Here is a 21,873-nt window from a genome sequence, read left to right on the forward strand (position 1 = left end):
CCACGATCGACTACGAAAGCAGACACATGATCGACTCCCGAGCCCACACTTCGAGCAGATTCCGATCCGCACCCCGCGCCCTCACAGGAGGTATCGCGGTTCTCGTGCTCGCCGCTGCCGCAGCGTGCAGCAGTGGCACCGCCGACACCGACGATGCCGGCACCCAGGTCGTCGACCTGAACGCGAACCCGGCCGCGTGCAGCGAGAACGACCGCGTCGACACGGTCGACCGCGCGTCAGGACCGTTCACGTACACCGACGGCCGCGGACGGACCATCTCCCTCGATTCACAACCGAGCAGAATCATCGCCGACGAGGAATCGGCCGCAGCGCTGATGTCGTACGGAATCAAGCCCATCGCCATCTGGTCGACGACTCCGATGAGCACCAGCCCCATTCTGAGCTGCTCCGATCTCACCGGCATCGAATCGGTCGGCGAGAGCTGGGGCACATTCGATTTCGAGAAAGCCGCCAGCCTCGAACCGGATCTGGTCATCGGTGAGTTCAACCCACGATTCGGCCAATTCGGCAAGCTGACCACCACGGCCGACTCGTCCAAGGCCGACACGATCGATCAGCTCGCTCCGACCCTCGGGGTCACCTTGGACACGACGTCGACCGCCAAGACCATCGAGAACTACGCCGGACTCGCGTCCTCGCTCGGCGTCGACCTCGACACCCCGCAACTGGCAGACATCAAGGCCGACTACGACGCTGCCGTCGACAACTTCAAAAAGGTTGCCTCCGAACGCCAGGACCTCACCGGAGTCGGAGTCTGGCCCCTCGATGTCGCGTACGTCCTCGATCCGTCTGCGGATCCGGACTTCAGCGACTACGAAAGCTGGGGCTTGAAGATGTACACCCCTGACGGCACCGACGACGGATACTGGAAGAAGGTGTCCTGGGAGAACGTATCGAGTGTCGATGCCGATGTCGCATTCGTCTACCACGACGTTGCCAACGCAGCTGATGTGAAGCTTGCCGACATTCCGAGCCGCTACCCCGGTTTCGACACCATCGCCGCCGTCGACAAGCAACAGATGGTGCTGTGGGACTACGGCGCCAACAAGAGCTACAGCCGCTACACCAACACGATCAACGTCTACGCGGACGCACTGTCCAAGGCACAGAAGGTCACTGCCGAGTAATTCGGCGGACCGTGAGCTACGGGGTCACCGGCAGACATCTGCCGGTGACCCCGTACTTCGTCGAGGCGGCCTCTACAGCGCCGCTGCGATCTCTCCGGCCTGCCGGTCCAGTTCGGCTCGTTGCGGCGACGACGGCCGAGCCCGCAGGCCGAAGCCGTCGCCGATCATTCGTGGGATGACGTGCAGATGCACGTGGAAGATTTCCTGACCGGCCACCGTGCCGTCGGCGAGAAAGAAGTTGACCCCGGCGACACGCGGATTGCTGGCACGCACAGCGGCGGCCACCTTCTGTCCCACCACGAACAGGTGCGCGCCGATCTCCGGCGGCAACTCCGCCAGCGTCCGATACTGCTCCTTGGGCACCACCAACACATGTCCGCTGGTGAGCGGCCTGATGTCCATGAACGCAATCGCTGTCTCGTCCTCGTGGACGCGAGAAGCCTCGGCCGTCCCGGCAATGATCTCGGCGAAAATCGTGTAGGGGTTCACAGCCACCGAGCGTAGGCGCTCGATCCTCTGACGCTGCGGGGCCCGGACCCGGAGACTACTGTTTGCCGATGAGCATCGGCGGGGTTCTCTTCGACATCGACGGCGTCCTGGTGTCGTCGTGGCAGGCGGTGCCAGGGGCAGCGGCCACTCTGAAGTACCTGGACAGCAAGGACATTGCGCGCGCGTTCCTGACCAATACGACGTCGAAGACGCGTGAGCAGATCGCTACGGCACTGCGCGACGTGGGGCTGGACGTGCATTCGGACGAGATCGTCACGGCCGCGTCACTCACCGCCGATCATCTCCGGGAGAACTATCCGGATGCGCGAGTGGTCTTGATCAACAACGGCGAGATCGCAGGCGACATGCCGGGAATCGAGTTCGTCGACCAGACGTCCGAGGATCCCGATGTCGTGGTCGTCGGCGGAGCAGGCCCGGAGTTCACCCACGAGCGACTCAGCCGCGTCTACGACTGGCTGTGTCGGGGCATACCCGTCGTCGCGATGCATCGATCGCTGATGTGGAGCACCGGAGCCGGACTGCGCATCGACACGGGTATGTACCTGGGCGGCATGGAGCAGGCGTCGGGACACACCGCGAAGGCCATCGGCAAGCCGGCTCCGCTGGGATTCCGGACCGCGTCCGAGCGGATGGGTGTCGACCCGGACGACGTCGTCATGGTCGGCGACGACCTCGACAACGACGTCCTCGCCGCCCAGGTCGTCGGCATGACGGGAGTGCTCGTCCGCACCGGGAAGTTCCGTCAGGACGTGCTCGATCGACGCAGCACCGATGAGTTCGCGATGGAACCCGACCACGTGATCGACTCGGTCGCCGACCTGCCCGACGTCCTCGGCGACTAGAGAATCGGCGACGGCGTGTACGAGGCCCCGGCCGGGAATTTCGCGATCAGACGCTCCACGGCCGAGACGACCGCAGCGACCTGAGCGTCGGCGGCACCGACGAAGGCCGTCTTGTCGGCCAACGCCGCGTCGAGGGCGGCCCGATCGAGGGGAAGACGATCGTCGGCGGCCAGGCGATCGAGCAGGTCCGGTTCGAGGCCCTGCTCACGCATCGCGAGCGCGACGGCGACGGCGTGTTCCTTGATCGCCTCGTGCGCGGTTTCGCGTCCGACGCCCGCGCGCACGGCGGCCATCAGCACCTTGGTCGTCGCGAGGAACGGCAGGTAGCGGTCGAGTTCTTTGGCGATGACGGCCGGGTAGGCACCGAATTCGTCGAGCACGGTCAGGAAGGTCTCGATGAGTCCGTCGATGGCGAAGAAGGCGTCGGGCAGCGCGACGCGACGCACGACGGAACAGAAGACGTCGCCCTCGTTCCACTGCGCTCCGGCGAGCTCGGCAGCCATCGAGCCGTAGCCGCGCAGCACCACCTGCAGGCCGTTGACGCGCTCACACGAGCGGGTGTTCATCTTGTGCGGCATCGCCGACGAGCCGACCTGGCCCGCCTGGAAGCCCTCGGTGACGAGTTCGTGGCCGGCCATCAGGCGGACGGTGTGCGCGAACGAGGACGGTCCGGCACCGATCTGGACCAGCGCGGAGACGACCTCATGATCGAGCGAACGGGGATACACCTGGCCGACGCTGGTGAGTGTGTGCCGGAAACCGAGGTGATCGGCGACGATGCGCTCGAGCGCGACGAGCTTGGCGGAGTCGCCGCCGAACAGGTCGAGCATGTCCTGCGAGGTGCCCATCGGGCCCTTGATTCCGCGCAACGGGTAGCGGGCGATCAGTTCTTGCACCCTCGACAGCGCCAACAGCAGCTCGTCTGCGGCAGAGGCGAAACGCTTGCCCAGCGTGGTGGCCTGAGCTGCGACGTTGTGGCTGCGACCGGCCATGACCAGCGAGGAGTACTCGGCGGCGCGCTCGGCCAACCGCTTCGCGACGGCGACGCCGTGCGCGTGGACGTGTTCGAGCGAGCGCAGGATCTGCAGCTGCTCGACGTTCTCGGTGAGGTCGCGGCTGGTGAGTCCCTTGTGGATGTGCTCGTGGCCGGCGAGGGCGTTGAACTCCTCGATGCGGGCCTTGACGTCGTGGCGGGTGACGCGCTCGCGCTCGGCGATCGACGCGAGATCCACCTGGTCGACGACGGCTTCGTAGTCCGCGATGGCCGCGTTGGGGACGTCGACTCCGAGGGAGGACTGCGCACGCAGCACGGCGATCCACAGTTGACGTTCGAGGGCGATCTTGTGCTCCGGAGACCACAGCTCCACCAGTTCGGGGCTTGCGTAACGGGTGGCCAGGACATTCGGGATGCTCACGAGCGTCCAGCTTACGGGGCGCCGTTGTCGGTCTCGGAAGACGACTGCACTGTTTCGAGTGTGGACTGCACCACCGACCTCCCGCGATCGCACCCGCGTGCCGGCTCGCCGCGCGGAATAACCGCGGCGCGTTCCGATGTTGCAGCCGCCGTGAGCCGAACAGTGAAGGTCGACATCTGGTCCGATATCGCGTGCCCGTGGTGCTTCGTCGGCAAGCGTCGTTTCGAAGCAGGCGCTGCGGAGTTCACCGCCGGGGGCGGAACTCTGGAGGTGGAGTTCCACTCGTTCGAGCTGGCACCCGACACACCTGTCGACTTCGACGGCAGCGAGGTCGACTTCCTCGTCTCTCACAAAGGAATGCCGGCCGCCCAGGTCACGCAGATGTTGGGGCAGATGACCGAGCTGGCCGCAGGCGAGGGGCTCGCATACGACTTCGACGCCTTGCAGCACACCAACACCGTCAAGGCGCACGAGCTCCTGCACTTCGCCAAGTCGAAGGGCAAGCAGGTCGAGATGAAGGAACGGCTCCTGGCGGCCTATTTCGAGGAGGGCCGCCACGTCGGCCGCACCGATGACCTCGCCGACCTGGCCGCGGAGGTCGGCCTCGACCGTGACGAGGTGGTCGAGGCACTGAAGTCCGAGCAGTTCCTGCCGGCAGTGCGCGCGGACAAGGAACAGGCCATCGCCTACGGGATCAGCGGTGTGCCGTTCTTCGTGATCGACGGACGGCTCGGTGTGTCGGGCGCGCAGGCCCCGTCGGTATTCGCCGACGTCCTGCAGAAGGCCGCTGCCGACTCATGAGCGGTCCTTTGGAGATGGTCGGCGACGACCACGGCCCCGTCTGCGAAGACGGTGTGTGCGAGGTGCCGCCGATCCGAGACGCAGACTCCGGCGAGACCGACTAGCAGTTCAATCGGCCGGCACCTGTTCCGCCGGTGCCACGATGTCGATGACGGCCAAGAGCATGCTTCGCGCCATGTGGCGCGGGTCGGGGTCCACTTCGCTGAGCGCTCCGACGACGGCCCCGTCGACCACTGCCACGAGTCGTCTCAGTTGCTCTTCCTGCACGGTTCGGCCCGATCTGCGCAGCACGTCGGTGAGCAGGTCGTCGATCTGGGCGCGCAGCCGCAGTTGCACCTCTCGCAGTTCGGGATGCCGGGCCGAGGCGATGAAGCGTTCGTATCTCGCGATCAGCTGCTCATGGCCGTCCTGGGGCCCGATGAGCAGGTCGACGATGAGGTCGACCGTCGACTCCATCTCGTTCGAGCACTTGCCCTCGTCGTCGATGCGACCGCGCATGACGTCGATCTCGCGCGTCCCGACGACGTCGACCGCCGCGGCTACCAGGTCTCCGAGGGACTCGAAATAGTAGGTGGTCGACGCCAGCGGCAACCCCGCTCGTGCGGCCACCGATCGGTGCCGCACCGCGTCGAATCCGCCCTCGACGAGAAGGTCCGCAGCGGCCGACGCCAATGCCTGGCGGCGGCGCACCCCCTTCGGAGTCGCACCCGACACCTTGTGCTGCGACTCGGTCGGACCTGCGGACATTCAAGTCATCGTGCCAGCTCGAGGCCATTCGTCGGACTGCTTTCGCGCTATGGAATTGTCGTCACTCGTGGCACATCGAACGATCGACCTTCGCTCCGACACCATCACCCGACCCGATTCGGTCATGCGAAAAGCCATGGCCGACGCCGAAGTGGGCGACGACGTCCTCGATCACGATCCGACGATGGCGGCGCTGGAAGAAGCAGTGGCAGGGTTGCTCGGGTTCGAGTCGGCACTGTGGGTGCCGTCGGGCTCGATGGGCAACATCATCGCGCTGATGCTGCATCTGCAACGCGGCGATCGCTTCCTGGCCCCCGAGCATGCGCACGTGCTGGGTTCCGAGCTCGGCACCGCCGCATGGCTGGCAGGCGGGATGCCCGACGCCCTCCCCCACGACGGCGGCCCCGGACGCCCCCTCGCGTCGACGGTGCGTGCGAAAGCGGGCGGTGCCGGACCGTACTTCTCGCTGCGGACGACGCTGCTGTCGCTCGAGAACACCCACAACTTCGCCGGTGGTGCCGTGTTCGGCCCGGACGAATGGTCCGAACTCGTTGCCACGGGCCGTGACTCGGGTCTGAAGATTCACCTTGACGGCGCGCGACTGTGGAATGCCGCTGTGGCCCTGGATGTTCCGATCGCGTCGCTCACTGCGGGCGCCGACACGGTGCAGGTCTGCCTGAGCAAGGGCCTCGGTGCACCCGTCGGCTCGATGTTGGTCTCGGACTCCGCACGTATCCACGAGGCGCGACGTGTCCGAAAGATGTTGGGCGGCGGCGTCCGTCAGGGTGGCGTGTTGGCCGCCGCCGGGCTCGTCGCATTGGGTCGCATCGGTGACCTGGCCGAGGATCACGCCAACGCGTCCGCACTCGCGTCCGGGCTGCGCGAGCGAGGCTGGGAGGTGGCGGAACCGGAGACGAACATCGTCCTCGCAACGGTTCCCGACCCGGCGACGACGGTCACCGAGCTGGCCGAGCTGGGCATCGCCGCGGTGACCGTCGCGGGCAAGGTGCGCTTCGTGACCCACCGCGACGTCGACGCCGCCGATATCTCCGAGGTGCTGGAGCGGCTGCGCCGCATGTGAGCGGAACTTCGGTGCAGATCCCGTCCCGAGTTTCCACTCACGTGCGACGAAGTCGCTCCAATGCCTCCTCGACGTCGGAGGTCGTGCCGGCGAACGAGAAGCGCACCGTGTTATGGCCGCGCACGGTGTCGAAATCGACCCCCGGCGCCAAGGCGACACCGGTCTCGGAAAGCACTCGCCCGCACCACGTCCGCGAATCTTCGGTCAGGTGCGCAATGTCGGCGTACACGTAGAACGCACCGTCGGCCGGTGCGAGATCGGTGATGCCCAACGCGGGCAAACCGTCGAGCAGAATTCGGCGGTTGACGGCATAGCGCTCGACGTGTGAATCCAGCTCTCGGCGTGATTCTTCGGTGAACGCGGCGATGGCGGCAACCTGAGAGATCGCCGGTGGGCAGACCGTCATGTTCGACGCCAATCGTTCGACGGCTCTGCGCAATCGGGTCGGCAGCAGCATCCACCCCAGCCGCCATCCGGTCATCGAGAAATACTTCGACACCGATCCGATGGCGACGGATTCCGTGGAGGTCTCCCAGGCGCTCGACGTGCGCGCGTCCCCGTAGGCGATGCCGTGATAGATCTCGTCGGAGATCAACAGGGTTCCGTGCTCGTCGCACCAGCGCGCGATCGCGGCCAGTTCGTCGGGGTCGATGATCGTGCCGGTGGGGTTGGCGGGGCTCGCGATGATCAGACCCGCGGGCGGCTCGGGTAGTTCGTCGAGCATGGCGACGGTCGGCTGGAACCGCGTCTCTTCCACGCAGTCCAGTTCGACGACGCGGCAGCCCAACGCGGCCAACGTGTTTCGATATGCCGGATAGCCAGGCCTCGCCATGACGACGGTGTCGCCGGCGTCGAACGCAGCGAGGAACAGCAACGTGAACGCGCCCGACGACCCGGTGGTGATCACCACGTCCGCGGCGTCGACGGTGATGCCGTACCGCGCGCTGTGGTACTCGGCGATCGCACGACGCAGCGGCAGAATTCCGAGCGTCTCGGTATACCCGAGCAGGTGCGCATCCAGGGCCTCGCGGGTAGCACGCAAGACCGGCTCGGGTGCCCGGGTGGAGGGTTGACCTGCAGCAAGTGAGAGCACGTCGCCATGAGTGCGCGACCGCTCGGCCGCTGCGACGAACACATCCATCACATGGAACGGCTCGACCTTCGATCGCTGCGATTCACTGTGCATTGTTTCGACCCTACCGATCCTGGGGCGCTCGGTACCTCGAGCCTTCGCAAACGCGCGCGCATTTGCCATGTGCGCGCAAAACCGCGTCGTTTCGGAGGCGATTCTGCGCGCATCCGACGAATGCGCGCGCGTTTGCCCCCGACGACCGGCCTCGACAAACCCGGCCGACGCAGCGCACCTACAGCGCGATTCGACCCTCCACCGCGGCCAGGCCGATGTCCGTGCGAAAGTGGCTGCCCGGCAATCGGATTCCCGCGATACGGGAGTAGGCATCGTCTCGGGCGGCGGTGAGGTCGAATCCGGTGCCGACCACGCTCAGCACGCGTCCGCCCGCGGAGACGACCGCGCCGTCCTTCACTGCGGTGCCGGCATGCAGGACGCCTGCGCCCTCGGAGCCGAGGATTTCGTCACCGGTGCGCGGTCGACCGGGATAGTTCTCGGCGGCGATGACGACGGTGACGGCAGCACCGTCCTTCCAACGCAGCGGCGGAAGTGACGCAAGCGTGCCGGTTGCGGTCGCGTTCAACACCTCACCGATGGGCGATTCGAGCAGCGCAAGCACCGCCTGGGTCTCGGGATCGCCGAAGCGGCAGTTGAATTCGACGACTGCCGGGCCGTCGGCACCCATCGCCAGACCGGCGTACAGCAGACCGGAGAACGGCACGCCGCGCTGCACCATCTCGACGGCAACGGGCTTCACGACATCGCGGACGATCTCCTCGACGGCGCCCTCGGGCAACCACGGCAGCGGGGTGTACGCACCCATGCCACCGGTGTTGGGTCCGGTGTCCCCGTCGCCGACGCGTTTGTGGTCCTGCGCGGGCAGCAGCGGCACCACGGACTCGCCGTCGACGAGGCAGAACAGGGACACCTCGGGGCCGTCGAGGAACGACTCGAGCAGAACCGGGTGGCCGTTCTCGAGGAGCTCCGCCGCGTGATCGCGAGCGATGAGGCGATCGGTGGTGACGACGACACCCTTGCCTGCGGCCAGGCCGTCGTCCTTGACCACCCAGTTGGGGCCGAAACGGTCGAGGGCTGCGTCGAGCAGGGCGGGCGAGTCGACGATTTCACCGTGCGCGGTCCGCACACCGGCCGCGGCCATGACGTCCTTGGCGAATGCCTTGGACCCTTCGATGCGGGCGGCCTCGGCGGAGGGACCGAACACGGCGATGCCGGCCTGACGGAGGGCGTCGGCCACGCCGAGGACCAGCGGGACCTCCGGTCCGATGACGACGAGATCGGCTTCGATCTTCTTCGCCAACGCGGTCACCGCCTCACCGGAGGCGACATCGACCGCGTGCTGCTCGGCGAGCTTCGCGGTACCTGCGTTGCCGGGAGCCACGAAGAGCTTCTCGACCGACGGATCGGCCTTCAACGCAAGAAGGAGGGCGTGCTCACGAGCACCGGAACCTATGACTAGTACGCGCACAGTGCATCAGACTATCTGCTCGACGCGAAAGCGCCCCGCACCTGTCACGGCGCGGGGCTCTTTCGTGGTGGTTCGGTGTTACTGGGTGAGGTCGTAGAACGTCACGTTGTCGACCGTGGTCGCGGTGAAGTTCTCGGTGACCCAGGCGGAAATTTCCGCCGAGGTACCCGACTCCATGCCCGGCATGCCGCCGCCTCCGATGAAGTAGTGGATCTCTCCGTCGGCGACGTACTGCTGGAATTGGGCGAGGGTCGGCGAGGGGTCGGTGCCGTTGAATCCACCGATCGGCATGACGGGATCCTCGGTGGCCAGTTGGTAGCCCGCCGCGGTGTTGGCTCCGATGGCCGCTGCCACCCAGGTGTAGGAGTCGGCGTCCTGCTCGAGCATCTCGGTGATGGCCGCGGTCGGTGCACTGCCTTCGAGCAGACCACCCATACCGCCGCCCATACCCCGAGCCGTTCCGCCCATCTCGGCGCCGCCGTCGCCGCCGGCAGTCCCCGCCTGACCCGGGAAACCCGCAGGCGGTTGCATTCCGGCAGGCAACTGAACCCCGGCAGGCAGCTGCATACCGCCGGGCATTCCGCCCGGGCCGCCCCGACCTTCGCCCATTCCGCCGAATCCGCGCATACCGGTGTTCGGACCGGCCGAGACGATGGCACCGGTGTGCGGAGTATTGATCGTGTCGACCGCGTAGGCCGTCGGCCCGGCGAGTCCGGCGAACATCACCGCCAGGATCGACGCCGCCGCCAGCCTGCCGCGGGTCAGCGCGGGGACGAGCAGTGCTACCGCTGCCACAACTCCGACGACGACGATCGCCCACTTCAGCCATGGCACGAAACTTTCACTGCGACCGAGCAACACCCACGCCGTCACGACGGTCGACGCCACCGCGACGGCCATCGCGATGCGTACCCAGTACGTGTCGCGTCGACGCCACAACACCACGCTGCCGATGCCGATCAGCGCGGCAACGGCGGGTGCGAGCGCAACGGTGTAGTACGCGTGGAAGATTCCGGCCATGAAGCTGAACGTCAGACCGGTGACGAGAAGCCAGGATCCCCAGACGATCAGCGACGCGCGTTGGCCGTCGGTTCGAGGTGACCTGCCGCGCAACACGAGTCCGACGACGAGCAGGATCAACGCAGCCGGGATCAGCCAGGCGATCTGGCCACCCTGGGAGGAGTCGAACATACGGAAGATTCCGGTTTCTCCCCAGATCCCACCGGGCATCCCACCCGCCATTCCGCCGGGCATGTCCGCGCCCATACCGCCGCGCCCGGGGGTGACACTTCCGGTCTCGTCGCCACTGAGGCGACCGAATCCGTTGTACCCGAGCGTGAGTTCCAGAATCGAATTGTTCTGCGAGCCACCGACCCATGGCCGGGAGGACGCCGGCCAGAATTCCACGATCAGAATCCACCATCCCGCCGAGACGAGCATCGCGCCCAGCGCGCCGAAGAGCTGCCACAGCCGGGTGAGGAACTTCGGCGGCCCGGCGATCAGGTAGGTCAGAGCCAGCGGCGGTACGACGAGCATCACCTGGAGTTGCTTGGTGAGGAAGCCGAATCCGACGAACATGCCGGTGATCAACAGCCACTTGGTCTTTCCGGTCTCGACGCCTCGCAGCAACGCCCAGACCGAGGCGATCATCAGCAGCACCAGCAACGCGTCGGGATTGTTGAACCGGAACATCAGTGCGGCAACCGGAGTCACGGCCAGTACCAGGCCGGCGAGCAGACCCGCCGATCCGCCGAAGCGCCGCTTGACGGTCGCTCGCAGCAGTGCCACGGAGGCGACGCCGAGGAGCGCCTGCGGCACCAGCATCGCCCAGGTGTTGAGTCCGAAGATGCGCACCGACAACGACATCAACCACAGCGACATCGGGGGCTTGTCGACGGTGATCGAATTGGCCGCGTCGGAGGAGCCGAAGAAGAAGGCCTTCCACGACACCGAACCCGCCTGTATCGCAGCGGAATAGAAGGAGTTGGCCCAGCCCGACGCGCCGAGTCCCCAGATGTAGGCAACGCCGGTTCCGAAGAGCAGAGCCACCAGCCCGATCAGTTCCCAACGTGGGGACGTCACCGGTGTGGAATCGGCAGCCGCGGAGGGCCGCTCGATCGTCGTCGTCACAGGCTCTTCTCCGAACTCGCGGACTCCGAGCCTGCGTCGGAGGAACTACGGAAGACCCACCGCAGGGCGACGAATCGGCACACGGTGGCAACGAGATTGGCGACGATCAGGACGGCGAGTTCGACGTGCCGGGACACATCGGGCACCCAGGCATGCAGTACCGCGAGCGATCCACTGGTGACGAGCAGGGCGAAGCCGAAGATGGCCAGTCCCTGCAGTTGGTGCTTGCCTGCACCATCCGATCCACGGACGCCGAAGGTGAAGGCGCGGTTGGCCGCGGTGTTGAGCACCGCGGTGATCAGCAGTCCGAAGAAGTTCGCGGCCTGCGCGCCGATCAACGAGTGCAGCACGAGATACAGCAGCGCGTAGGCGATGGTGCTGGCGACGCCGATGATGCCGAATCGCACCATCTGACTGATCATTCCGTGCGGTACTCCGGGCACGAGCGGCTCCCGTCCCAGGCTTCGACGCAGTTCGGCGACGGGCAACACTCCGGTGGCCAGGGCGCGGCCGACGCGCCAGCATCCCTGCAGGTCCTTGACGGCGGTATCGACGATGTTGACGCTGCTGTTCGGGTCGTCGACCCAGTCGACGGGGACCTCGTGGATACGCAGGCCGACTTTCTCGGCGATGACGAGCAGTTCGGTGTCGAAGAACCATCCGGTGTCTTCGACGAGCGGCAGCAGTTGCCGGGCCACATCGGTTCGCATGGCCTTGAAACCACACTGCGCATCGGAGAATCGTGCTCGCAGCGAGGTACGCAGAATGAGATTGTAACTGCGCGAGATGAATTCACGCTTCGCACCGCGGACCACCCGGGACGATCGGTTGAGCCGAGATCCGATGGCGAGGTCCGAGTGACCGGACATCAGCGGCGCGATCAGCGGCATCAGAGCGTTGAGGTCGGTGGAGAGGTCGACGTCCATGTAGGCCACGACATCGGCGTCCGATGCCAGCCAGACGGCCTTGAGTGCTCGTCCGCGACCCTTCTCGTCCAGGTGATGGACCTGAACTCCCTCGATCTCGTCGGCGAGCCGATGTGCCACCGCGAGGGTGCTGTCGGTACTGGCGTTGTCGGCGATGGTGATTCGCGACCGGAACGGGATCCGCTCTTCCAGGTGCTCGTGCAGACGACGAATGCACTGTTCGAGATCCGCCTCTTCGTTGTATACCGGAATGACCACCTCGAGAGTGGCCGTGGCGTTCGAGCCGGGCCGCTGGCCTGCTGCTCGTGCGAGGGAATTCGTTGTCATGACGACAACGATCGGGCCCGGACCTTGAATCGCCCTGCGACCGACCTGGCAATTACCTGGGAGCCACGACCACTGGTAGGGCCCCGGTCGAGTCGGGTAGGGCATCCTGTTCCCATGGCTTCCATTTTCAGCAAGATCATCGCCGGTGAGATTCCCGGACGTTTCGTCTGGCAGGACGACGACGTGGTTGCGTTTCTGACGATCGCGCCGGTCACGCAGGGGCACACGCTGGTGGTTCCGCGTGAGGAGATCGACCAGTGGCAGGACGTCGACGGTGCCGCGTTCGCCAAGATCACCGCCGTCGCGCAGATCATCGGCCAGGCCGTCCGGACCGCGTTCGACGCACCGCGCGCCGGTCTGCTGATCGCCGGGCTGGAGGTTCCGCACCTGCACCTGCACGTGTTCCCGGCGTACGACATGGGGAACTTCGACATTTCGGGTGCCGATCCGAATCCGTCGGCGGAGTCGCAGGACGAGGCCGCGGCCAAGCTCCGAGCAGCGTTACGCCACCTCGGGCACGAGGCTCACGTCCCGAACTGAGACATCTCGCTCACCGCAGCGGCACCAACAGCCGTCGACGCGTCCTGAGCTGTATGGACACGTCGTCCGATCGGGTGTCGGGGTCGTAACCAGGGCCGATGTCGGTGTCGATGTCGTGCGGTCCCGGCGCGAGTCCGCATTCGGGGCACATCCCCAGTGGTCCGAGGTCGGTACCGCAGGGCGCGTGGATGAATCGTCGACGCTTCCCTGCGGGTTTCGCGGTCTGTTCCTCACCCCAGTAGCTCAGGGCGAAGACGGCGGGCCAGAGTCCTTCGAGGGCGGCGGTCGGAACGTAGTTCTCGCGTCCGCCCTCCGATACACGAAGTCGTTCGAGCAGCCCGGCGTCGACCAGTGCGCCGAGTCGCTGAGCCAGGACGGCCTTGGAGATGTCGAGGTGGACCTGGAAATCACCGAAGCGTCGGACGCCGAAGAAGCAGTCGCGAACGATGAGCATGGTCCATCGCTCGCCGACGAGCTCGAGGGCACGGGCCAGGGAGCAGTCCTGGCGGGCGTAGTCGATTCCGAGTGCCATGCCGCGATAGTACAGTCTGTTGACCGAACCAAGTCGGGCGTTTACAGTTCGATCACCAGACCACAAGGACAACGATGACCGATACTGCCCCCTCGCCCGCCGGCACTGCGAACAGCACCCGCGCACTCACCATCGCAGCGCTCGGCACCCTGCTGACTCTGATGGCGTTCACCGCACCGCTCGCGACCATCAACAGCACCGCGGCAGACCTGATGTCCGACGCCGCAGGACGCACCTGGATTCTCAGCTCCATGAGCATCGGCCTCGCCGCGGCCCTGCTCACCACCGGCACCGTCGCCGACGACTTCGGCCGTCGACGCACGTTCGCAGTCGGTGCAGCCGTCCTCGCCGTCGGCGCGATCGCCTGCGCAGTCTCGCCGAACACGCTGATCTTCGTCGTGGCGCGCATCGTGCAGGGCCTCGGCGGCGCGGCCGTCATCGCGTCGAGTCTCGGCATCATCGCCCACACCCACCCGGCCGGTCCGGTGCGCGCGAAAGCCAGCGGCGTGTGGGGTGCGAGCGTGGGTGCCGGAATCGCGCTCGGGCCCTTGCTCGCCGCAGTATTGGATCGCTGGGCAAGTTGGCGTGAGGCCTACGTGGTGCTCACGATCGCCACGCTCGCGCTGGCCGTCGCCGCACACCTGCTCGTCGAAGAATCCAGGTCCGACGCCCCGCGTGGCCTCGATCCGATCGGCGCGCTGCTGTTGGCGACGGGCATCGCCGCGTTGCTGGCCGCACTGGTCGAGGGCAGGCAGGGCTGGACAGCCGTCACCCCGATCGTTCTGTTCGTCCTCGCGGCTCTGTTGCTGGCCGCTTTTGTGGTCCTCGAATTACGCAGCGCCACAGCGATGCTGGATCTCGCCCTCTTCCGACACCCCCCGTTTCTGGCCGCCACGGTCGCCGCGCTGGCCACCGGCGGCGGAATCATCGCTCTGATGTCGTACATGCCCGGATTCCTCGGAACCGTACTGGGAATCGATGCGCTCGGTGCCGCTCTGCTGCTGTTCGGCTGGTCTGCCACGTCCGTCGTCACCGCTCTGCTTGCCCGCAGGCTGCCGGCGTCGCTGAGCGGTCGAGCGCAACTCGCCGTCGGTCTGGTGGGCGTCGCGATCGGCATGGTGATGCTCACGGGGTTGTCCGAGACCGCATCCTGGCCGCGACTGTTGCCGGGACTGCTGGTGGCAGGCGTTGCCAGTGGGGTACTCAACGCCGCTCTCGGACGCGAGGCCGTGGCCAGTGTTCCCGCCGGGCGCGGCGGCATGGGCAGCGGGGCTAACAACACTGCGCGCTACGTCGGTTCTGCCATCGGGGTGACCGTTGTTGCGGTGGTAGCCGTACCGGCAGGTGCGAACGAAGCCGGCGGACTGGTGCACGGTTGGAACACGGCAGCTCTGGTCACTGCCGCGATCTCGGTTCTCGGTGCCGTGGTCGTGGCGGCCTCACGCTCCCGGCGGTAGCGAGTACTCCTGCTCCGGCCTCCCGGTCGATCCGTAGCGCAGCTGCATGCGCAGTCGTCCCTTGGACACCAGGGTTGCCAGATAGCGCTGGGCCGTCGCGCGTGAAATGCCGATGGCCGCAGCAACTTCACCCGCGGACATCGGCTCGGCCGTCGTGCGCACCGCGTCGAGCACCAGATCACGGGTGACGGACTGCGAGGACGGCAGCGGTGCCGCAGCGCGCGGACGGAGCGCATCGAGTCCGCTGTCGATGTCGGCCTGGCTCAGCTCGTCCGAACGGTCGAGTGCGCCGCGGTACGTCAGGTATCCGGTGAGGCGATCGACCAATGCCGAGCGCGGAAACGGTTTGATCAGATACGTCCAGGCACCCGCGGTCATCGCCGAGCGAACCGTCTGCTGATCCGCCGCGGCGGACAGCACCACTGCGTCGCACTCGAGTTCGCGCACCAGGTCGATTCCCGATCCGTCGGGCAGATAGACATCGACCAGCGCCAGATCGAACGACTGCGTCGATGCCAGCTCCCGAGCCTGGGCGATACTCGTCGCCACCGCGGCCACCTCGTAGTTGCCCAGCGAATTCACCAGTGCGGCATGCAGATCCGCGACCCGGAAATCGTCGTCCACGACCAGTACTCTCATTGCGACACCTCGTCGGTCAGTAGTGCATCCGGGATCGACGCGATGAACACTGCGCCTCCTCGTTCGTTCTCCTCGGTGATCTGCCCACCGACATCGGCCAGCGTCACGTCGCCACCGCGGGTGCGCGCGATCTGCCGGCTCAGCGCCAGTCCCACTCCTCGACCGCCGGGCGAGTCGGCCGTCGACTTGGTCGAGACTCCCTCCACGAACACCTGATCGAGCTCCAGGTTCACCCCGTCGCCGGAATCGACGACCACGATGTGCAGGGTCGAACCGTCCTGCACCAGTTCCACTTCCACCTCGGCCGGCCGCCTGACTCCCAGCCTGGCAGCATCGATCGCGTTGTCGACGAGATTGCCCAGCACAGTCGTCACGTCGACCGGAACGGCCACCTCTCCCCCGACCCAGGTGTTCTCGCCCAACACCATTCGGACTCCGCTCTCGCGGGCGTGCGCGGCTTTGGCCGTCAGGAACGACCGCAGATAGGCGTCGGCCACGGCATCGATACCCTCGACGGTTTCCGATCTCGGCCCCACCCCGAGAATCTCGTCGATGTACTGCGACGCACGGTCCGGGTGACCTTCGTGCAGCAGTCCGCTGACCAGGTGCATCCGGTTCGCGAACTCGTGGCGTTGGGCCCGCAGCACCGCCGACATGGACTGCACCGCGTCGAGCTGACGCGTCAGTGTCTCCACGTCGGTCCGGTCACGCACGGTCAGCACCGTGCCCAGATTGCGATTGTCACGCAGCACTTTTCGGGCGGAGGCGATGACGACCACCTCGTCCACGGCGGCGAGTACCGGCTCGGACGTCGGGGATTCGATGACTTCGAGCAGCCTCGGGGTCAGGCCGATGTCCTCGATGCGCATCCCCGGCTTACCATCGATCGAGAGCAGGGTGCGCGCCTCGTCGTTGACGACCGTGACGACTCCGTCGGGGTCGATGGCGACCACACCCTCGCCGATGCCGTGCAGCACCGCTTCCTGTTCACGGACCAGTTCGGCGAGCTCCTCCGGCTCGAGCCCCAGCGTCAGCCGCTTCCACCTGCGCGCAAGCAGAGTCGAGCCGATCAGCCCGAGCAGCAGCACGGCACCGGTCACCAACGCGCCGTTGATCAGATCCTTCACCAGCTCGGTGCGCACGGCCGTGGTCGAGATACCGACACTCACTTCGCCGATCACCAGGTCGGTCGAACCGAGCGCCAGCACAGGCACTTTCGCGCGTACGGAGTCGCCCAGGGTGCCGCGCTCCTGTTCGACCACCTCGTTGCCGGCCAACGCCCCCGACGGATCGGTACTCACCCGCTGACCGAGCACCGTCGGATCGGGGTGCGCCAACCGCAGACCCCGATCATCGGTGATGACGACGAACAGCGCGTCGGTGCGATTTCGGGCTCCCTCGGCCGCACGCTGCAATGCCCCGCCCGCCAACACTCCCGCGGGCGCGGCATCGGTGCCCGCGGTGTCGACCGCCGAGAACTGCTCGACGAGCGAGCGCACCTCCGGGTCCGACGCCACCGTCCGGGCGACCGCGAGCGCACGTTCGCCGTACTCCTCGCTCGCCTGCCTGCCACTGCTGATCGCGAACACCCCGAACGCCACTGCCAGGGCCACCGCCACCAGCGCTGCCTGCAACAACAGCACCTGGGTCCTCAATCGCACCCACCCAGGCTATGCGCCGGGCGGGCTCGAGCACAATGCGCAAAAGGCTCTTTACGTTGCTTGCGCGGGTAGTGCGCACAACAGCGACCCTGTGATGCCGGTTACGTAACTTCAGTCACACACGCAGTCCAACCGGACCCACCTCACACATTCGAGAAGGAGTGCACGATGTTGGTGATACTCGGCTTCCTCATGGTAGCCGCCTTCATGTTCTTGATCTTGACCAAGAGAGCCACGCCCGTCGTCGCACTCACCCTCGTACCCGTCATCTTCGGCCTGCTGGCAGGCGCTGGGCTCGGCATCGGTGACATGATCACCGACGGCATCAAGTCCCTGGCCCCCACCGCGGCGCTGCTGTTCTTCGCCATCATCTTCTTCGGAATCATGATCGACGTCGGACTGTTCGACCCACTGGTGCGCGGCATTCTGCGCCTGGTACGCAACGACCCGATGAAACTCGTTGTCGGAACTGCCATTCTGGCCATGGTCGTCTCGCTGGACGGCGACGGCTCCACGACGTTCATCATCGTGACGTCCGCCCTGCTGCCGCTCTATCTCAAACTCGGTGTCAGCCCGGTGATCCTGACGGTCGTTGCCGGTCTCGCCAACGGCACGATGAACATCATTCCGTGGGGCGGCCCGACGGTTCGCGCTGCTTCCGCTCTCGGCATCTCCCCCTCCGACGTCTTCGTTCCCATGGTCCCCTCGATGATCGTCGGCCTGATCATCGTGCTGCTCTTCGCCGTTCACCTGGGCATCATGGAGCGCCGTCGCATCGGCAAGCTGATCTACGAACCAGAACTGGTGGCCTCCGGTGGCGGCGGCAGTATCCGTAAGGGCGGCAAGGGCGGCAGTGGCTCCGGCACCGGCGGATCGAACGACTCCGGCGAATCGGGTCAGTTCTTCGACGGCCTCGACCCCAATCGCGACACCCTGCGTCCGAAGTTGCTGTGGTTCAACGCCGCTCTGACGGTCATCCTGCTCGTCATCCTCGTCATGGACATCCTGCCCATCCCGGTGCTGTTCATGATCGCCGCCTCCATTGCGCTGACGGTCAACTTCCCCAAGGTCAAGGAGCAGGGCGACGCGATCGCCCGGCACTCGTCCTCCATCGTCTCGGTGGTCGCCATGGTGCTCGCCGCGGCAATTCTGACGGGTGTGTTCCAGGGCACCGGCATGGTCGAGGCCATGGCCGAGTGGTTGCTCAACGTCATCCCGTCCGGCATGGGCCCGTACCTGGCCGTCATCACCGGCATCCTGAGCATTCCGCTGACGTTCTTCATGACCAACGACGCCTTCTACTTCGGCATCCTCCCGGTGTTGACCGAGACGGCGAGCAAGTACGGCATCGACCCGGTCGAGATGGCCCGTGCATCGATCACCGGTCAGCCCGTCCACCTGCAGAGCCCGCTGGTTCCGGCCATCCTGCTGCTCGTCACCCTCGCCGGAGTGTCGCTGGCCGATCACCACAAGAAGGTCCTGTGGCGAGCGGTGGTCGTCTCCCTCGCGATGCTGGCCGTCGGCATCGTCCTCGGCCAGATCCCGTTCGGCTGATCCCCCACCCCACCTCGCGTAGGAGAAATCGTCATGACTGTCGGCGTACTGCACAACAATTCACCCGAGGGCCGCGCAGCACTGGCGGCCGCCGTTCGAGAAGCACGCATTCGTGAGACGGACCTCGTCGTCCTGCACGCGCTGTCGGGATCGGCCGAACCGTCCGCTGAGGCGGCCGAGACGCAGGCAGTATCCACGTCGGTGGAGACCGCTCTGGCCGACATCGACCATGCCGACACCGTCAGCTGGACCGTGGCGGTGGGCAGGCCCGATCCCGATGCCGTCAACACCCTGCTGACACTGGTCGAGGAGCAGAAGTCCGAGATCCTGGTCGTCGGGTCGCGCCACCGTTCGGCCGTCGGCAAGTTCCTGATGGGACAGACGATTCAGCGTCTGCTGCTCGAGATCCCGGTCCCGGTTCTGCTCGTCAAGTCCGGGGCGTGAGCGTCTCCGACCGAGCTACGACAGTGTTGCGGCACAGCCTCCGATGGATCGGCCTCGCGGCCGTATCCGTCGGGGGCTGGGCCCTTTTCGCGTCGCTGGGACTCACGGCACCGTCACTGTTCGCGGCTCTCGTCGTCGCCGTGATCTTCGCGCTCACCGGCCTCGGACCCGCGGCCGTCCCCCGTCCGTTGTCGATGGCTGCGCAGGGGACCCTGGCGGTGACGATCGGTCTGATGCTCGACACCGAAACACTCGGTGCGTTGGGCGAGAACTGGATTCCCGCCGTTCTCGTCGGCGCGGGGACGCTGGTCGTCAGCGCCGGCTGTGGTGCTCTGCTGGCTCTTCATCGCGATGTCGACCCGGTCACCGGAGCCTTGTCCCTGATCGCCGGTGGCGCAACGGGTCTGGTCTCCATCGCCCGTGAACTCGGCGGCGACGAGCGGATCGTCGCAGTGGTCCAATACCTGCGTGTCGCACTCGTGGTGGTCACGATGCCCCTGATCGTCACGTTCGCCTTCCACACCGACACCGGCGGTGCGACCGACTCGACGGAGCAATCGACGACGCCGTGGTATCTCGGTACGGCATTTCTGCTCGGAGCCGTTGTCGTCGGAATCGTGCTCGCGCGTCTGATCAGACTCCCGGCACCGGCGACACTCGGACCGCTGATCGTGGCGGGCGCATGCGAACTGCTCGGGTGGCCCGTGGACATCTCGGTGCCCACGGTCCTGCTGCCGGTGGCGTTCATCGTCATCGGATGGCAAGCGGGACTTGCCTTCACGACCGCGAGCCTGCGGGCGATCGGTCGTATCTTTCCGTGGGCGGCGCTGTTGGTTCTCTCGATCGGCCTGGTGTGCGCGCTGTTCGGTTGGGCGCTCTCCGCCATCACCGGCGTGAGCATGCTGACCGGTTACCTGGCCACCACACCCGGCGGGCTGGCCGCCGTGCTCGCGGTGTCTGCGACGACCGGATCGGACGTCACCTTCGTGGCCTGCGTTCAGGTGATTCGGCTGGTGTCGATGCTCGTCGCCGCTCCACTCGCGGCAGCCGCGTACACGAAGCTGGCCGAACGCAAGAAGGCCAGGACGACCAGTGAATCAACCGTCGGAGCGGGGTAATTCGACCCGGAAGGTCGCGCCCTGCCCGGGGACGCTCTGCACGCGTACGGTGCCGCGGTGAGCAGCGACCAGCGCCGCGACGATCGACAGGCCGAGTCCGCTGCCGCCGCTCTCCCTGGTCCGCGAGGAATCGGCTCGATAGAAGCGCTCGAAGACGTGCGCAGCCTCCTCCTCTCGCAGACCCGGTCCGGTGTCCTGCACCTCGAGCAGCACCGAAGACTGGGTGGTCCCGACACACACGGTGATCGACGCGGATTCGGGCGTGTGCCGAACTGCGTTTCCGACGAGGTTCGCGAGTACCTGCCGCAGCCGGGCATCGTCACCGTCGACCTCGGGAATCCCCGGTCCCGCCAACACTTTCAACGAGATGTCTCGCTGGGGTGAGACTGCCTTCGCGTCGTGCACGGCATCGGCGGCGATGGTGAGCAGATCGACTCGGCGGACCTCTAGGGGTCGTTGGGCGTCGAGGCGCGCGAGCATCAGCAGGTCTTCGACGAGCAGTCCCATGCGCGCCGACTCGCCCTCGATTCGGTTCATCAGCAAGGCGATGTCGCTCATCGCACCTTGTCGGTACAGCTCGGCGAACCCGCGGATGGTCGTCAGCGGCGTCCGTAGTTCGTGACTGGCGTCGGCGACGAAGCGGCGCATCCGATCCTCGGACGCACGTGCCGCCTCCTCCGAGGCCGCGGTTGCGGCGAAGGCCCGCTGGATCTGCGAGAGCATGCCGTTCAGGGCCGCCGACAGTCGGCCCACCTCGGTCTTCTCACTCCATTCGGGCACTCGGCGATGCAGATCCCCGGCAGCGATGGCCGCAGCAGTCGTCTCCACCTCCCGCAACGGTCGCAGACTGCGCCGCACCACGAAGTAGGCGATCACGGCCAGGGCGAGCAAGACCGCCGCGCCGATGTAGAACTGAAGTACCACGAGCCTGCTGACGGTCTGCTGGTTGGCGTTGAGCGACATTCCCACGGTGGTGGAGCCCTCGTTGTTGGTCACCGTGATCACCCGCCACTCCTTCGCCGGGTCACCCTCGGAACCGACGGTCGTCGGGACTGCCGACGGAGTACCCGACAGATCCGGAACATCCTCGGCCACATCGTTGATCGGGCCGCGGACGGTACCGTCGTTGGCCACCGAGCGAACGAAGAAGTTGGACGGCGGACGACCGGGGTTCGGCTCGTCCACGGGTGGGAGCGGGCGGGCGTCGGGTTGCGCCCAACCACGGGACGCCTCGATCAGTTGACTGTCCAGGCGACGCATCAGTGACGTCTCGAGCGACGACGTCACCGCCACTCCCGACGCCAACAGACCCAGCCCGACCAGGAGCAGCAACGCTGCCACCAAGGTGAAACGCAGCGGCAGACTTCGAATCCGACCTCGAATGGC

The 21,873-nt window shown here is 66.4% G+C and carries 20 protein-coding genes; 9 read left to right on the plus strand and 11 right to left on the minus strand.

Features of this window, described 5'->3' with window-relative positions; all coding sequences use genetic code 11:
- Nucleotides 1–26: 26 nt before the first annotated feature.
- The gene (locus CH295_RS04225) at nucleotides 27–1,148 is read left to right on the plus strand and encodes an ABC transporter substrate-binding protein (RefSeq protein ID WP_170945737.1); all 1,122 of its coding nucleotides are present in this window, start codon (nucleotides 27–29) and stop codon (nucleotides 1,146–1,148) included.
- A gap of 72 nt (nucleotides 1,149–1,220) precedes the next feature.
- Here the strand turns inward: CH295_RS04225 and CH295_RS04230 are convergent, their stop codons facing one another.
- Nucleotides 1,221–1,637: an HIT family protein gene (locus CH295_RS04230; protein WP_037194529.1), complete on the minus strand. Its 417-nt coding sequence runs from the start codon at nucleotides 1,635–1,637 to the stop codon at nucleotides 1,221–1,223.
- A gap of 68 nt (nucleotides 1,638–1,705) precedes the next feature.
- Here CH295_RS04230 and CH295_RS04235 point away from each other — a divergent pair, with 68 nt between their 5' ends.
- On the plus strand, nucleotides 1,706–2,500 hold the full coding sequence (locus CH295_RS04235; protein ID WP_094739867.1) for an HAD-IIA family hydrolase: 795 nt from the start codon (nucleotides 1,706–1,708) through the stop codon (nucleotides 2,498–2,500).
- On the opposite strand, the gene purB is transcribed toward CH295_RS04235, so the two are convergent.
- Entirely contained in the window at nucleotides 2,497–3,915 is a 1,419-nt protein-coding gene (gene purB / locus CH295_RS04240) for an adenylosuccinate lyase (RefSeq protein ID WP_037194525.1), read from the minus strand. The genes CH295_RS04235 and purB overlap by 4 nt on opposite strands.
- 150 nt (nucleotides 3,916–4,065) lie before the next feature.
- Here purB and CH295_RS04245 point away from each other — a divergent pair, with 150 nt between their 5' ends.
- A complete protein-coding gene (locus CH295_RS04245) occupies nucleotides 4,066–4,716 on the plus strand; it encodes a DsbA family oxidoreductase (protein ID WP_037194731.1) in 651 nt (216 codons plus the stop codon).
- A 108-nt stretch (nucleotides 4,717–4,824) separates the two neighbouring features.
- Here the strand turns inward: CH295_RS04245 and CH295_RS04250 are convergent, their stop codons facing one another.
- Nucleotides 4,825–5,463, minus strand: coding sequence for a TetR/AcrR family transcriptional regulator (locus tag CH295_RS04250; RefSeq protein ID WP_052048002.1), 639 nt, complete (start codon nucleotides 5,461–5,463; stop codon nucleotides 4,825–4,827).
- A gap of 67 nt (nucleotides 5,464–5,530) precedes the next feature.
- On the opposite strand from CH295_RS04250, the gene CH295_RS04255 reads away from it, so the two are divergent.
- Complete coding sequence (locus tag CH295_RS04255) at nucleotides 5,531–6,544, plus strand: threonine aldolase family protein (RefSeq protein ID WP_252341900.1); 1,014 nt, start codon at nucleotides 5,531–5,533, stop codon at nucleotides 6,542–6,544.
- Between the two features lie 37 nt (nucleotides 6,545–6,581).
- On the opposite strand, the gene CH295_RS04260 is transcribed toward CH295_RS04255, so the two are convergent.
- The 4 genes from CH295_RS04260 to CH295_RS04275 form a co-directional block, all read right to left on the minus strand.
- Nucleotides 6,582–7,730, minus strand: a complete 1,149-nt coding sequence (locus CH295_RS04260; RefSeq protein ID WP_094739869.1) for a pyridoxal phosphate-dependent aminotransferase — start codon at nucleotides 7,728–7,730, stop codon at nucleotides 6,582–6,584.
- Between the two features lie 178 nt (nucleotides 7,731–7,908).
- Nucleotides 7,909–9,159 (minus strand): phosphoribosylamine--glycine ligase, encoded by a 1,251-nt coding sequence (purD, locus tag CH295_RS04265; RefSeq protein WP_094739870.1) that lies wholly within the window; start codon nucleotides 9,157–9,159, stop codon nucleotides 7,909–7,911.
- 78 nt (nucleotides 9,160–9,237) lie between these two features.
- Nucleotides 9,238–11,289: an ArnT family glycosyltransferase gene (locus CH295_RS04270; RefSeq protein WP_094739871.1), complete on the minus strand. Its 2,052-nt coding sequence runs from the start codon at nucleotides 11,287–11,289 to the stop codon at nucleotides 9,238–9,240.
- Nucleotides 11,286–12,542, minus strand: a complete 1,257-nt coding sequence (locus tag CH295_RS04275; protein ID WP_094739872.1) for a bifunctional glycosyltransferase family 2/GtrA family protein — start codon at nucleotides 12,540–12,542, stop codon at nucleotides 11,286–11,288. Before CH295_RS04275 ends, CH295_RS04270 begins: the two co-directional genes overlap by 4 nt.
- A 114-nt stretch (nucleotides 12,543–12,656) precedes the next feature.
- Between CH295_RS04275 and CH295_RS04280 the strand changes: the two genes are divergently transcribed.
- The gene (locus CH295_RS04280; RefSeq protein WP_094739873.1) at nucleotides 12,657–13,082 is read left to right on the plus strand and encodes an HIT family protein; all 426 of its coding nucleotides are present in this window, start codon (nucleotides 12,657–12,659) and stop codon (nucleotides 13,080–13,082) included.
- 10 nt (nucleotides 13,083–13,092) lie between these two features.
- On the opposite strand, the gene CH295_RS04285 is transcribed toward CH295_RS04280, so the two are convergent.
- The gene (locus CH295_RS04285) at nucleotides 13,093–13,614 is read right to left on the minus strand and encodes a winged helix-turn-helix transcriptional regulator (RefSeq protein ID WP_094739874.1); all 522 of its coding nucleotides are present in this window, start codon (nucleotides 13,612–13,614) and stop codon (nucleotides 13,093–13,095) included.
- A gap of 74 nt (nucleotides 13,615–13,688) precedes the next feature.
- Here CH295_RS04285 and CH295_RS04290 point away from each other — a divergent pair, with 74 nt between their 5' ends.
- Nucleotides 13,689–15,071, plus strand: a complete 1,383-nt coding sequence (locus CH295_RS04290) for an MFS transporter (protein ID WP_094739875.1) — start codon at nucleotides 13,689–13,691, stop codon at nucleotides 15,069–15,071.
- On the opposite strand, the gene CH295_RS04295 is transcribed toward CH295_RS04290, so the two are convergent.
- Together CH295_RS04295 and CH295_RS04300 are read right to left on the minus strand one after the other, a co-directional pair.
- Nucleotides 15,054–15,710 (minus strand): response regulator, encoded by a 657-nt coding sequence (locus CH295_RS04295; protein ID WP_094739876.1) that lies wholly within the window; start codon nucleotides 15,708–15,710, stop codon nucleotides 15,054–15,056. The genes CH295_RS04290 and CH295_RS04295 overlap by 18 nt on opposite strands.
- A complete protein-coding gene (locus CH295_RS04300) occupies nucleotides 15,707–17,371 on the minus strand; it encodes a sensor histidine kinase (protein ID WP_094739877.1) in 1,665 nt (554 codons plus the stop codon). The genes CH295_RS04295 and CH295_RS04300 overlap by 4 nt, the downstream gene beginning before the upstream one ends.
- Before the next feature lie 168 nt (nucleotides 17,372–17,539).
- Here CH295_RS04300 and CH295_RS04305 point away from each other — a divergent pair, with 168 nt between their 5' ends.
- The 3 genes from CH295_RS04305 to CH295_RS04315 are packed head-to-tail and all read left to right on the plus strand — an operon-like array spanning nucleotide 17,540 to nucleotide 20,487.
- Nucleotides 17,540–18,925: a CitMHS family transporter gene (locus tag CH295_RS04305; protein WP_037194501.1), complete on the plus strand. Its 1,386-nt coding sequence runs from the start codon at nucleotides 17,540–17,542 to the stop codon at nucleotides 18,923–18,925.
- A gap of 33 nt (nucleotides 18,926–18,958) precedes the next feature.
- Nucleotides 18,959–19,369: a universal stress protein gene (locus tag CH295_RS04310; protein WP_094632976.1), complete on the plus strand. Its 411-nt coding sequence runs from the start codon at nucleotides 18,959–18,961 to the stop codon at nucleotides 19,367–19,369.
- Entirely contained in the window at nucleotides 19,366–20,487 is a 1,122-nt protein-coding gene (locus CH295_RS04315) for an AbrB family transcriptional regulator (RefSeq protein WP_094632975.1), read from the plus strand. Before CH295_RS04310 ends, CH295_RS04315 begins: the two co-directional genes overlap by 4 nt.
- Here the strand turns inward: CH295_RS04315 and CH295_RS04320 are convergent.
- A complete protein-coding gene (locus CH295_RS04320; RefSeq protein WP_094633188.1) occupies nucleotides 20,467–21,849 on the minus strand; it encodes a sensor histidine kinase in 1,383 nt (460 codons plus the stop codon). The genes CH295_RS04315 and CH295_RS04320 overlap by 21 nt on opposite strands.
- Nucleotides 21,850–21,873: the final 24 nt, after the last annotated feature.

The organism is Rhodococcus sp. 14-2483-1-2 (genome assembly GCF_002259405.1).
Lineage (GTDB): Bacteria > Actinomycetota > Actinomycetes > Mycobacteriales > Mycobacteriaceae > Rhodococcoides.

What these genes read in the sequence shown, in the direction of transcription:
- CH295_RS04225 (WP_170945737.1), top strand. Translation starts at nt 27, where the DNA reads ATGATCGACTCCCGAGCCCACACTTCGAGCAGATTCCGATCCGCACCC.
- CH295_RS04235 (WP_094739867.1), top strand. Translation starts at nt 1,706, where the DNA reads ATGAGCATCGGCGGGGTTCTCTTCGACATCGACGGCGTCCTGGTGTCG.
- CH295_RS04250 (WP_052048002.1), bottom strand. Translation starts at nt 5,463, where the DNA reads ATGTCCGCAGGTCCGACCGAGTCGCAGCACAAGGTGTCGGGTGCGACT.
- CH295_RS04260 (WP_094739869.1), bottom strand. Translation starts at nt 7,730, where the DNA reads ATGCACAGTGAATCGCAGCGATCGAAGGTCGAGCCGTTCCATGTGATG.
- CH295_RS04275 (WP_094739872.1), bottom strand. Translation starts at nt 12,542, where the DNA reads ATGACAACGAATTCCCTCGCACGAGCAGCAGGCCAGCGGCCCGGCTCG.
- CH295_RS04280 (WP_094739873.1), top strand. Translation starts at nt 12,657, where the DNA reads ATGGCTTCCATTTTCAGCAAGATCATCGCCGGTGAGATTCCCGGACGT.
- CH295_RS04285 (WP_094739874.1), bottom strand. Translation starts at nt 13,614, where the DNA reads ATGGCACTCGGAATCGACTACGCCCGCCAGGACTGCTCCCTGGCCCGT.
- CH295_RS04290 (WP_094739875.1), top strand. Translation starts at nt 13,689, where the DNA reads ATGACCGATACTGCCCCCTCGCCCGCCGGCACTGCGAACAGCACCCGC.
- CH295_RS04295 (WP_094739876.1), bottom strand. Translation starts at nt 15,710, where the DNA reads ATGAGAGTACTGGTCGTGGACGACGATTTCCGGGTCGCGGATCTGCAT.
- CH295_RS04305 (WP_037194501.1), top strand. Translation starts at nt 17,540, where the DNA reads ATGTTGGTGATACTCGGCTTCCTCATGGTAGCCGCCTTCATGTTCTTG.
- CH295_RS04310 (WP_094632976.1), top strand. Translation starts at nt 18,959, where the DNA reads ATGACTGTCGGCGTACTGCACAACAATTCACCCGAGGGCCGCGCAGCA.